Raw genomic sequence first — 12,171 nt, 5'->3', positions numbered from 1 at the left:
GGGATCAGGCGAGACGGATGCGCGGGTCGAGGACCGCGTACAAGAGGTCGACGATGAGGTTGAGCAGAACGAACACGGCGACGCCGAAGGTCACCACGCCGATGATGATCGGGTTGTTCTGCTGCTGGACCGCCTGCACCAGGGCGAGACCGATGCCGTCCCAGTTGAAGATGGCCTCGGTGATCAGGGCGCCACCGAGCAGCGAGCCGAAGGAGATACCCAGGTACGTGACGACCGGGATGATCGAGTTGCGCATGACGTGCTTGACGAGCACGGTCCGCCGGGGCAGGCCCTTGGCGACGGCCGTCTTGACGTAGTCGGCCCGCAGCACCTCGAGCATGGTGCCGCGCATGAGCCGCGCCACGAGGGCGGCGTCGAGGATCGCCAGCGTGAAGGCAGGCAGGATCAGCGACTTCATCGTGCCGTCGGAGATCAGCGGGAACCATTTGACCTGGACCACGAAGACCTTCTGGAGCACCATGCCGATCACGAAGGACGGGAAGCCGACGGCCATGGTGGTCAGGAGCGTGATCAACACGTCCCAGAACGAGTATCTGAAGAGCGCGGCGATCAGACCCGCCAGCAGGCCGATCGCGATGTCCAGGACGATGGCCGCCAGAGCGAGCTCCGCGGTGTTCACCAGCTTCGGCTGGAGGACCTCGGTCACCGGCCGGCGCTGGGTGTAGTCCTCACCCAGGTCGCCCTGCGCGAGGTTCTTGACGAAGTTCCCGTACTGCACGGGCAGCGGGTCGTTGAGGCCGTAGCGCTCGCGGAGCGCCTCGACCACGGCCGGGTCACGGGCCTTGTCACCACCGAGCGAGCCCACAGGGTCGCCGGGGAGCACGAAAAGACAGCAGAAGAGAATAACCGTCGCACCGAAGAGAACGACAACCATCTGTCCGAGCCGCCGGATCACATATCTTCCCACGATGCCTCCTTCACATACCGAGCGTGGGGGTTGGCGGCTTCATCCGATCGGGAGATTGGCCGCATCCGGGCGCGGATCGACGAGACAAAGGGGTGCGCCCGGGACTGAGCGAAGGCCGTGGGGACCGGAGAAGTAACTCGGGCCCCCACGACCTTCGCCTACCTGCTGTTGAGGAGGCTCTTACTTGGCCGAGATCTCAGCGAGGTTCGGGTCCTCGAAGAAGTCCAGCTGGATGTTGTCGAACTTGTCCGTGGCCGCGAGACGGAACTGGGTGCGCTTCCACAGCGGGATGAGACCCTGCTCGTCGTCGATCGCGAGCTTCTCGGCCTCCTTGTAGACCGCGGCGCGGGCCGCCGGGTCCTTGGTGCCGCGGGCCTTGGTGATCAGCTCGTCGAACTTCGGGTTGTTGTAACGGCCGCGGTTGTCACCGGCCGCCTTGCCCGTCGCCGGGTCCTCGTTGATCGAACCCGAGTCGAGCAGCGGGTACAGGAAGTTGTCCGGGGTCGGGTAGTCCGCGCCCCACGCCGAGCGCCACAGACCGCCGGTGCCCTTGTCCTGCTGCTGGGCCAGGGCCTCCTTGAACGGCTTGCCGTTCAGCTTGACGTCGAGGCCGAGGACCTCCTTCAGCTGCTGCGCGATGGCCTGGACCCACTCCTCGTGGCCCGCACCGGTGTTGTAGCCGAAGTCGAGGACGGTGCCCGGCTTCAGGCCGCCCTTCTCCGCGAACTGCTTGGCCTTCTCCTTGTCCTGCTTGACGCAGGAGGAGCAGACGCCGTCCACGTAGGTGTCGGCGAAGGACGGCGGCAGGACCGAGGTGGCCGGCTTCTGCATGCCCTGGAAGACACCCTTGGCGATGGCCTCGCGGTCGATCGCGTAGGAGATCGCCTTGCGCGCGTCGGGGTTGTTCAGCGGGGCGACCTGGTTGAAGGCGACCAGGTAGTTGACACCGCTGGTGTCGGCCTCGATCCACTGCTTCTTCGGCGAGAACTTGGCCTTCGCGACCGGAAGCTGCGGCGTGGGCATACGGGCCCAGTCGAACTGGCCCGACTGGAAGCCCTGGTACTCCAGGGTGGAGCCGTTGGCCGAGTTCAGGATCGAGATCTCGACCTTGGCGAGCTTGGCCTTCTGCAGGCCGTAGTCGTCGTTACGGACGAGGGTGATGGACTTGTTGTGCTGCCACGAACCCTCCATCTTGAAGGGGCCGTTGCCGATCGGCGCGTCGTTGTACGCCTTGTTGCTGGCGGCGCCGGCGACCTTCGGGACCGGGCTGAAGGCCTGGTGCACGGTCTTCTTGTCGAACTCGAAGTCGGCCTCGGAGAGCTCGACCTTGAGGGTGCTCGCGTCCGGAGCGGTCACACCGGCGAAGGTGGTGGCGCCGCCGCTGTTGAGCTCCTTGTAGCCGGCGATGCCCGCGAACGGGTAGGCCACGTCGGAGGCGGAGTCCTTGGCGACCACACGGGTCCAGCCGCGGACGAAGGCCTCGGCGTCAACGGGCTCGCCGTTGGTGAACTTCGTGCCCTGCTTGATCTTGAAGGTCCAGGTCTTGCCGTCGTCGCTGGTCTGGACCGACTCGGCGAGTTCGGGCTTCAGCTTGCCGTCGACCGTCGCGCTGTACAGACCCGTGAAGAGGTTGTGCGTGACGAGCGCGCCCTCGGACTCCTGGGAGTTGAACGGGTCGATCGCGGTCGGCTCGGTGATGCCGAGGCGGAACGAGCCGCCCTTGGCACCCGCGCCGCTGTCCTTGTCGCCACTGCTGCATGCGGTGGCAGCCATCGCCACGATGACCGCACCCACGACCCACTTGGCGCTCGTTGCTCCGCGCATGGGTAATAGCCTCCTCAGGAGTCACTGTCGATGATGTGGGCCCGTCCCCCGCTGACACCCCTGACAGCGAAATCCGGTCCCGTCGTGTGTGCTCGTGAGTCGACGCTCCCCACAGCGTGTGACCCATTGACCCGAGCTCAATGGAGCCATCCTCAGGGACGCCCAGACCGTAAACCACAGTTAAGTGGTCTCGTTTTCACAACATCACCCTATGGCGAAAACCCGAAATCCGGACAAACAGATAGGAGACAGACACGTGCGAAACGGACGGTTAGTTCATCTTCCGGAGTGTCACGGTCGGTATGCGGACACACGAGCGACACAATCCGTTTGACAAACGGCGACGGCCCCTCCCCGCACCGGTCCGGTGCAGGGAGGGGCCGTCGCCGAAGGTATGCGTTTCGGCCAGAAGCCTACTCGCGTCCTACTTGGCCGACTTGGCCCGCGAAGCGGTGCGCGAGCGCTCCTTCTGGTCCAGGACGACCTTGCGGATGCGCACGGCCTCCGGGGTCACCTCGACGCACTCGTCGTCGCGGCAGAACTCCAGGGACTGCTCCAGGGAGAGCTTGCGCGGCGGGACGATCGCCTCGAAGGAGTCGGCCGAGGAGGAGCGCATGTTCGTGAGCTTCTTCTCCTTGGTGATGTTCACGTCCATGTCGTCGGCGCGCGAGTTCTCGCCGACGATCATGCCCTCGTACACCTCGGTGCCGGGGTCGGTGAACAGGACGCCGCGCTCCTGCAGGTTGGTCATCGCGAACGCGGTGACCGCGCCGGCGCGGTCGGCGACCAGCGAACCGTTATTGCGGGTCTGCAGGTTGCCGAACCACGGCTCGTGACCCTCGTGGATCGAGTGGCCGATGCCGGTGCCGCGGGTCTGGGTCAGGAACTCCGTACGGAAGCCGATGAGGCCGCGGGACGGGACGACGAACTCCATGCGCACCCAGCCGGAGCCGTGGTTCGACATGTTGTCCATGCGGCCCTTGCGGACGCCCATGAGCTGGGTGACGGCACCCATGTGCTCCTCGGGCACGTCGATCGTCATGCGCTCGACGGGCTCGTAGGTCTTGCCGTCGATCTCCTTGGTGACGACCTGCGGCTTGCCGATGGTCAGCTCGAAGCCCTCGCGGCGCATCTGCTCGACCAGGATGGCCAGCGCGAGCTCACCGCGGCCCTGGACCTCCCAGGCGTCCGGGCGCTCGGTGTCCAGGACGCGCAGCGAGACGTTACCGATCAGCTCGCGGTCCAGACGGTCCTTGACCTGGCGGGCGGTGACCTTGCGGTCCTTGACCGCGGCCTTCGCGTCCGCGCCCTTGCCGGTGCCGCCGCGGCCGACCAGCGGGGAGGTGTTGGTGCCGATGACCATGGAGATGGCCGGCTCGTCCACCGTGATCAGCGGCAGCGCGATCGGGTTCTCCGGGTCGGCCAGGGTCTCGCCGATCATGATGTCGGGGATACCGGCGACGGCGCAGATGTCACCGGGGCCGGCCACCTCGGCCGGCTTGCGGGTGAGCGCCTCGGTCATCATCAGCTCGGTGATGCGGACGTTGGAGACCGTGCCGTCACGCTTGATCCACGCGACGGTCTGGCCCTTGCGCAGCTCGCCCTGCTCGACGCGGAGCAGCGCGATGCGGCCGAGGAAGTTGTCGGCGTCGAGGTTGGTGACGTGGGCCTGGAGCGGCGCGTCCTCCTCGTACGTCGGGGCCGGGACGTGCTCCAGGATGGTGGAGAAGAACGGCTCCAGGTTGTCGCTGTCCGCGGGGACGGTGCCGTCCTCCGGCTTGGTCAGCGAGGCGACGCCGTCACGGCCGCAGGCGTAGACGATCGGGAACTCGATCTGGTCCTCGTCCGCGTCCAGGTCCAGGAACAGGTCGTAGGTCTCGTTGACGACCTCGTCGATCCGGGAGTCCGGGCGGTCCGTCTTGTTGATGCAGAGGATGACGGGCATCCGGGCCTGGAGGGCCTTGCGGAGCACGAAGCGGGTCTGGGGCAGCGGACCCTCGGAGGCGTCGACCAGCAGGACGACGGCGTCCACCATCGACAGACCGCGCTCGACCTCACCACCGAAGTCGGCGTGGCCGGGGGTGTCGATGATGTTGATCGTGATGGGCGCCCCGCCGTCCTTGGGGTGGTACTTCACCGCCGTGTTCTTGGCGAGGATCGTGATGCCCTTCTCACGCTCCAGGTCGTTCGAGTCCATCATGCGGTCGTCGAGCTGCTGGTGGGCGGCGAAGGCACCGGCCTGCTTGAGCATGGCATCGACGATGGTCGTCTTGCCATGGTCGACGTGGGCGACGATGGCGACGTTACGGATGTCGTGGCGCGTGGGCACTTCGGCGCTTCTCCCGGGATCGTGGATGGCGTCGCGTACGGCCTGGCACGCGCGCCTCGACCGGGCGGAAACCTGCCACGGCCTTACCCCATCGTACGTCGATCGGCGGGAACCGCCTGCCGGGGGTCTGTCAAGGGGCCGGACGACTGAGGACGGCCGGGGTGTGGGTGGGGGCTCCCGGCCGTCTGCGCTACTGGGTGGGGACGTGTGTTCCTGCGGGTCAACGGGTACGCACGACCTTGCCCGCCGGGCATCCGGCGGGCAAGGAACTTGAGTCACTTCTGAGCTTGCTACCCGCGGGTCAACCCGACAGGCCCCGTTTTTTCACCACTTCTTCGCCGGGCGTCTTCCGGCCACCGGCTACTTCTGCTTCGCCTCCTTCGCGGCCTGCGGCTTCTTCCAGCCGATGTCCTGGAAGCGCGGCGCCCCGAGACCGAAGGCGCCGGCGTTCGCCAGCCCCGGCTTGGCCGCGACCAGCTCCGGGCGCTGGTACAGGGGGATCGAGCCGGCCTCGGCCCAGATCCGGGCGTCCGCCTTGCGCATCAGGTCACGGGCCTTCCCCTCGTCCAGCTCGCCGGCCGCCTGGTCGAAGAGCTGGTCGATGTGGTCGGTGCCGACCCGGGTGTAGTTCTGCTCGACGAGCAGCGAGCCGTCGGCCGCCGGCTCGGGCTTGGCGAAGATCGGCCGGGCGTCGGTGGCCGGGAAGGCCGTGGCGGGCCAGGAGTACAGGGCCAGGTCGTACTGGCCCGAGGCGATGTGGTCCTTGAAGAAGCTCTCGTCGGGCACCTTGGTCACCTGGGTGTTGATGCCGATCTTCCGCAGCGTCTGGGAGATCCGCTCGCCGACCGCGCGCAGTGCCTCCGAGCCGGGGCCGGCCGGCATGACGAAGCGCAGGTTGAGCTGCTTTCCGTCCTTGGCGAGCATGGCGCCCGACGTGCGGGGGGTGGTCTGCTTGGCCGGAGCCGGGGCGGGAGTGGCCCTGGCGGGCTCCTTGGCCGGCTCCTTCGCGTCCTCGCCGTCGGCCTCCGCCTCCGCCTTCGCCGCCGCGGCCGCGGCCGCGGCCGCCGCGCGCTTGCCGTCCTCGATGGCTCCCGCCTGCGTCAGCAGGGCGTCCTCCTGCTGGGCGGCCAGGGAGGACGGGGCCAGCACCGGCGAGAGTCCCGCGCGCAGGCCGCCCGGGGCGAAGGCGATCCCCTCGTCGACGAGCTGCTCACCGAAGTCGACCCGGCCCTCCTGGAAGACGTGCGGGCCGGCACTCGGGGTGCCCGGGCGGCCCGCCCGGGCCCGGCGGTCCGGCCGGTCCCGGCGCACGGCGCCGTTGCGGCCGTCGTCCTGGCCCACGATGTAGAGGCCGTCGTCGCCCGTGCCGTCGCCCGGCCCGGGCTTGGCGACCGCCCGGGTCTTGGAGTCGTCCGTCGCCCCCTCGCCCTCCGGGCCCGCCTTCGCCCCGTCCGGCTCGGTGAGCTTGCCGCCCTTGCGCCAGCCCGCGTCCGCGAGGAGGGCCTGGGCCGCGTGCGTGTCCCGCCCGCCCAGGGCGTCGCTGTTGTCCGCGTACGCCGGCTGCCCGGCCAGGGCCAGGTGGCTGCCGACCGGCTTCGCCGGCAGGCCGAGCGGCTTGAGGACGATCTCCGCGAGCTCCTTGCGGTCCAGCGCCCGGGCGATGGCCCGGCGCACCCGCTCGTCGGACAGCGGGCCGGACGCCCCGTTCATGGCCAGCTGGGTGTAGGAGGGCTCCAGCGACTTGCGGACCTCGAAGCCGCGCAGCGCCGACTGCTCGTCCGCGTACTTCTTCACCGCCTCGGCGTTCTTCTGCCGCCTCTCCTGCTCCTCCCTGGCCTTGGCCTCGTCCGCGCCGTGCGCCAGCGCCCAGGAGAGGGTGGCCTGCGCCGGGGTGAGGGAGGCGCCCGGGCCGTGGCTCCCGTCGGTCCGGCCGCCGTCGCGGTGGGCGAGGGCGATGCGGTCGGCGCCCGCGCGGTCGATCTCCGCCAGGTCCAGCTTCCCCTCGGCCAGCGCCGCCGGGCGGCCGGCCCGGGGGACCGCCGTCAGGACCAGGGTGTCCAGCTTGGCGGGCCGGCCCCACCAGCGGGGGTTGCGGGTCAGGGCCGCGGTGCCGGTCTTCTTGTCGAGGGCCCCCAGGCTGAAGGGGCCGGCCGTGACCTTGAGGGCGCCCCGGGCCCCCTCGTTGAAGGCCTCCGGGGTGCCCATGACCTGCTTCGGGTACAGCGGGCTGAACAGGGAGCGCCAGTCCGCGTACGGGCGGACGAAGGTGACCTTGACCTCCAGGTCGGACTTGCCGCGCTCGATCTTCTCGATCCGCTCGTAGCCGGCGTTGCGGGCCGTCCAGTACGCCGAGTCCTTGCCGCTCAGGGCCCGCCACTGCGCCACGAAGTCGGGGGCGCCGATCTCCCGCCCGTCGCTCCACACCGCCTTCTGGTTCAGCCGGTACAGCACGACCTGCTTGGGCTCGCGCTGGACGACCTCGGCCTTCTCCAGGTAGTCGGGATTGGCCACCGGCCGCCCCTTGGCGTCCAGCGTGAACAGCTGGGGCAGCACCGCCCCCGCGATCCGGCTGGTGGTGGCGTCCGCGTCGGCCTGGAAGCTGTTGAGGGTCTCCGGCAGGGAGTCCACCGCCCAGCGCAGGACCCCGCCGTCGGCGACCTGCTCGCGGGCCGTCAGCGCGATGTCCGGTCCGGCGGCGGCCGGCCCGCCGTCGTCGTCGCCCGCCCCGCAGCCCGCGAGGAGCGGCAGTGCAAGGACTCCCGAGGTGAGGAGCGCCAAGGACCTGCGCGTTCTCTGGGTCATGGGTGGTACCTCCGGGGCGGGGCGTGGAGCCGTGAAAGAGGGGTCTTGATCACGTTCGGCGGTATATGGAGCTGATCACACTGGTGCCGGAATCCACTGAAATCGACAGCCCGCCGGGTCCTCCGGAGCGGACCCGCGCCACGCCGCGAACCCCACCCGTGCGGACCAATCCCGGTTGCGGCCCGAGCGAGCGTTCCCTCGTTCGAGGGATGAAAATGGGGGCAGGGAGGGGCGCACGGTTTGCGCCTGCGCGCCCGGAATCGCTGCACGTCCCTTCACAACCGGGGACGGGAGGCGCGACACTCGCAGGCGCCCGTGAGCGTTGCCACCGCACCCCCGCGGAAGTGAGGTCACGTCATGTCCCTGCAAGACGATCTGACCGCTGTACGACGCAACCTGAACGAGCTGGTCCGATCGGTGGAACGGCTGGAGCAGGACGTCGCCCGGCAGTCGCCGGCCGCCGCCCCCAAGCCCTCCGGCCCGGCCGGGATGGTCACCGTCCCGGACACCCCCTACGACCAGTCCAAGTGGACGGACACCGACGACGAAGGCCTCGGCGTCCGCGACCGCCGCGCCCCCTGAGACCCGGCACCGGCCACCTTCGGCATCCACTCCCATCTGGCCCGGCCGCGCGAGCGGCCGGGCCTCCTGGGCCACCCCTCATCACACTCCAACCGGAGTTCTCCTTGGCCACAGGCACGGAACCAGCCCAGCAACGGCCCGGCGGGGTCCACTCCCCCTCCCGGGCCGCGATCACGGCCCGGCACCTGCGGACCGACCGGTGGTGGCTGGCCCCCGCCGGCACCGCGGCCGGGCTGCTCGCCTTCGTCGTCTACTCGACCTGGCGGGCGTTCGCGAACGCCCACTACTACGCGGCCCCCTACGTCTCCCCGTTCTACTCCCCCTGCCTGGCGGAGAACTGCGAGACGATGCGCGGCGGCCCCAACCTCGACCTGTTCGGCAGCTGGTGGGGCCTGTCCCCCGCCCTGCTGATCCTGGTCTTCCCCCTCGGCTTCCGGCTGACCTGCTACTACTACCGCAAGGCCTACTACCGCGGCTTCTGGGCCTCACCGCCCGCCTGCGCGGTCGCGGAGCCGCACACCGGGTACACGGGCGAGACCCGCTTCCCGCTGGTCCTGCAGAACGCGCACCGCTACTTCTTCTACGCGGCGGTCCCGGTCGCGGGGATCCTGACGTACGACACCGTGCTGACCTTCCGCGACGGGCACTACGCGTGGGGGCACATGGGCCTCGGAACCCTGCTGTTCCTGGTCAACATCACGCTCATCTGGGCCTACACCCTCTCCTGCCACTCGTGCCGGCACATCATGGGCGGCCGCCTCAAGCACTTCTCCGCGCACCCCGTGCGCTACCGCCTGTGGAGCTGGGCCGGCCGGCTCAACACCCGCCACATGCAGCTCGCCTGGGCCTCCCTGATCAGCGTGGCCCTGTGCGACTTCTACGTGTACCTGCTGGCCACCGGCACCTTCACCGACCCGAGGATCTTCTGACATGACCGAAGTCGACCGGCAGCAGTGGGACGTGGTCGTGGTCGGTGCGGGCGGTGCCGGGCTGCGGGCCGCGATCGAGGCCCGGGAGCGGGGCGCCCGCACCGCGGTGATCTGCAAGTCCCTCTTCGGCAAGGCGCACACCGTCATGGCGGAGGGCGGGATCGCCGCGTCCATGGGCAACGCCAACGCGCATGACAACTGGCAGGTCCACTTCCGCGACACCATGCGCGGCGGGAAGTTCCTCAACCAGTGGCGGATGGCCGAGCTGCACGCCAAGGAGGCCCCGGACCGGGTGTGGGAACTGGAGACCTGGGGCGCGCTCTTCGACCGGACCCCCGACGGAAGGATCTCCCAGCGCAACTTCGGCGGCCACGAGTACCCGCGCCTGGCACACGTCGGCGACCGCACCGGCCTGGAACTGATCCGCACCCTCCAGCAGAAGATCGTCCAGCTCCAGCAGGAGGACTTCCGGGAGCACGGGGACCACGAGGCCCGGCTCAAGGTCTTCCAGGAGTGCACGGTCACACGGGTGCTCAAGGACGGGGACCGGGTCGCGGGCACCTTCTGCTACGAACGCGAGACCGGCCGCTTCTTCGTCCTGGAGGCCCCGGCGGTGGTGCTGGCCACGGGCGGGATCGGCAAGTCCTTCAAGACCACCTCCAACTCCTGGGAGTACACCGGCGACGGCCACGCGCTGGCCCTGCTCGCGGGGGCGCCGCTGCTCAACATGGAGTTCGTGCAGTTCCACCCCACGGGCATGGTCTGGCCCCCGTCCGTGAAGGGCATCCTCGTCACGGAATCGGTGCGCGGCGACGGCGGGGTGCTGCGCAACAGCGAGGGCAAGCGGTTCATGTTCGACTACGTCCCGGACGTCTTCAAGGAGAAGTACGCCGAGACGGAGGAGGAGGGAGACCGCTGGTACGAGGACCCGGACAACAACCGGCGCCCGCCCGAGCTGCTGCCCCGCGACGAGGTCGCCCGGGCCATCAACGCCGAGGTGAAGGCCGGCCGCGGCTCCCCGCACGGCGGGGTGTTCCTGGACGTGTCCACCCGGATGCCGGCCGAGAAGATCAAACGGCGGCTGCCGTCGATGTACCACCAGTTCAAGGAGCTGGCGGACGTGGACATCACCGCCGAACCGATGGAGGTCGGGCCGACCTGCCACTACGTGATGGGCGGGATCGCGGTGGACTCCGACACCGCCGCCACCGTCGGGGTGCCGGGGCTGTTCGCGGCCGGGGAGGTCGCGGGCGGGATGCACGGCTCGAACCGGCTCGGCGGCAACTCCCTCTCCGACCTGCTGGTCTTCGGCCGGCGGGCCGGGCTCCACGCGGCCGGGCACGCGGCGGCCGGCGGGGAGCGCCCGGCGGTCTCGCAGGAGCAGATCGACGCGGCCGCCGCCGAGGCACTGGCCCCCTTCCACGCCGACGAGGGCGCGGAGAACCCGTACACGCTCCACCAGGAGCTCCAGACGACCATGAACGACCTGGTCGGCATCATCCGCCGCGAGGCCGAGATGGCCGAGGCCCTGCAGCGGCTCGCCGGCCTGCGCGCCAGGGCCGCCCGCGCCGGGGTCGAGGGGCACCGGCAGTTCAACCCGGGCTGGCACCTCGCGCTGGACCTGCGGAACATGCTGCTGGTCAGCGAGTGCGTGGCCCGGGCGGCCCTGGAGCGCACCGAGAGCCGGGGCGGGCACACCCGCGAGGACCGCCCGGCGATGGAGCGGGAGTGGCGGCCGGTGAACCTGCTGTGCCGGCCGGTCGATCCGGCCCCCGCCGACCCCGCCGCCGACCGGATCGCCCTGGAACGCGTACGGACCGAGCCCATCCGACCCGACCTGCTGGCGCTGTTCGAGAAGGACGAGCTGGCCAAGTACCTGGCCGAAGAGGAGCTCTACGGATGACCACCTACGACGCCCGCTTCCGGGTCTGGCGGGGCGACGCGGAGGGCGGGGACCTGCGGGACTTCACCGTCGAGGTGCACGACGGCGAGGTGGTCCTGGACATCGTCCACCGGCTCCAGGCCACCCAGGCCCCGGACCTGGCGGTGCGCTGGAACTGCAAGGCGGGCAAGTGCGGGTCGTGCAGCGCGGAGATCAACGGGCGGCCGCGGCTGATGTGCATGACCCGCATGTCGGTCTTCGACCGGGCCGAGACGGTCACGATCACCCCGCTGCGGGCCTTCCCGGTGGTGCGGGACCTGGTGACGGACGTGTCCTTCAACTACGAGAAGGCACGGTCGGTCCCCGCGTTCGTACCGCCGGCCGGGCTGGCGCCGGGCGAGTACCGGATGCAGCAGGTGGACGTGGAACGCTCGCAGGAGTTCCGCAAGTGCATCGAGTGCTTCCTGTGCCAGGACACCTGCCACGTGGTGCGCGACCACGAGGAGAACAAGACCGCCTTCGCCGGTCCCCGCTTCCTGATGCGGGTCGCCGAACTGGACATGCACCCCCTGGACGCGGCCGAGGAGGCGGGCCTGGACCGCAAGCGCACGGCCCAGGAGGAGCACGGGCTGGGCTACTGCAACATCACCAAGTGCTGCACGGAGGTCTGCCCGGAGGGCATCAAGATCACCGACAACGCCCTGATCCCGCTGAAGGAGCGGGCCGTGGACCGCAAGTACGACCCCCTGGTCTGGCTGGGCAGCCGCATCCGCCGCCGCACGCCTTCCGACCCCGGGTAGTTCGCTTCGCGCACCCCTCGGCGCGGGCCGCCATCCCCCCTCGAGGGACCGGCCCGGGGCAGCGGCTGCCCACCCGCCTCCCGGATGCGGCCGGC

8 protein-coding genes are annotated in these 12,171 nt (G+C 69.9%); 4 read left to right on the top strand and 4 right to left on the bottom strand.

Annotated features, from left to right (window positions below; translation table 11 throughout):
• Positions 1 to 4 precede the first annotated feature (4 nt).
• From B4U46_RS23130 to B4U46_RS23115, 4 genes are all read right to left on the bottom strand, one after another.
• Positions 5 to 916: an ABC transporter permease gene (locus B4U46_RS23130; protein WP_237293354.1), complete on the bottom strand. Its 912-nt coding sequence runs from the start codon at positions 914 to 916 to the stop codon at positions 5 to 7.
• Between the two features lie 192 nt (positions 917 to 1,108).
• Positions 1,109 to 2,752, bottom strand: a complete 1,644-nt coding sequence (locus tag B4U46_RS23125; RefSeq protein WP_079429613.1) for a peptide ABC transporter substrate-binding protein — start codon at positions 2,750 to 2,752, stop codon at positions 1,109 to 1,111.
• 424 nt (positions 2,753 to 3,176) lie between these two features.
• The gene (gene typA / locus B4U46_RS23120; RefSeq protein ID WP_079429612.1) at positions 3,177 to 5,081 is read right to left on the bottom strand and encodes a translational GTPase TypA; all 1,905 of its coding nucleotides are present in this window, start codon (positions 5,079 to 5,081) and stop codon (positions 3,177 to 3,179) included.
• A gap of 360 nt (positions 5,082 to 5,441) precedes the next feature.
• Positions 5,442 to 7,883, bottom strand: coding sequence for an ABC transporter family substrate-binding protein (locus tag B4U46_RS23115; RefSeq protein WP_079429611.1), 2,442 nt, complete (start codon positions 7,881 to 7,883; stop codon positions 5,442 to 5,444).
• Between the two features lie 357 nt (positions 7,884 to 8,240).
• Here B4U46_RS23115 and B4U46_RS23110 point away from each other — a divergent pair, with 357 nt between their 5' ends.
• The 4 genes from B4U46_RS23110 (at position 8,241) to B4U46_RS23095 (ending at position 12,076) form a co-directional block, all read left to right on the top strand.
• Complete coding sequence (locus B4U46_RS23110) at positions 8,241 to 8,465, top strand: hypothetical protein (protein WP_079429610.1); 225 nt, start codon at positions 8,241 to 8,243, stop codon at positions 8,463 to 8,465.
• A gap of 104 nt (positions 8,466 to 8,569) precedes the next feature.
• On the top strand, positions 8,570 to 9,394 hold the full coding sequence (locus B4U46_RS23105) for a hypothetical protein (RefSeq protein WP_079429609.1): 825 nt from the start codon (positions 8,570 to 8,572) through the stop codon (positions 9,392 to 9,394).
• Between the two features lies 1 nt (position 9,395).
• Positions 9,396 to 11,297 carry a fumarate reductase/succinate dehydrogenase flavoprotein subunit gene (locus B4U46_RS23100; RefSeq protein ID WP_079429608.1) on the top strand — a complete coding sequence of 634 codons (1,902 nt, stop codon included), beginning with the start codon at positions 9,396 to 9,398 and terminating at the stop codon, positions 11,295 to 11,297.
• A complete protein-coding gene (locus tag B4U46_RS23095) occupies positions 11,294 to 12,076 on the top strand; it encodes a succinate dehydrogenase/fumarate reductase iron-sulfur subunit (RefSeq protein WP_079429607.1) in 783 nt (260 codons plus the stop codon). Before B4U46_RS23100 ends, B4U46_RS23095 begins: the two co-directional genes overlap by 4 nt.
• Positions 12,077 to 12,171 lie beyond the last annotated feature (95 nt).

Origin of the sequence: Streptomyces katrae, from assembly GCF_002028425.1 — a bacterium.
Taxonomy (GTDB): domain Bacteria; phylum Actinomycetota; class Actinomycetes; order Streptomycetales; family Streptomycetaceae; genus Streptomyces; species Streptomyces katrae_A.
The sequence above is the reverse complement of the archived record's forward strand: the minus strand, read 5'-3'. Positions and strand labels throughout refer to the sequence as shown.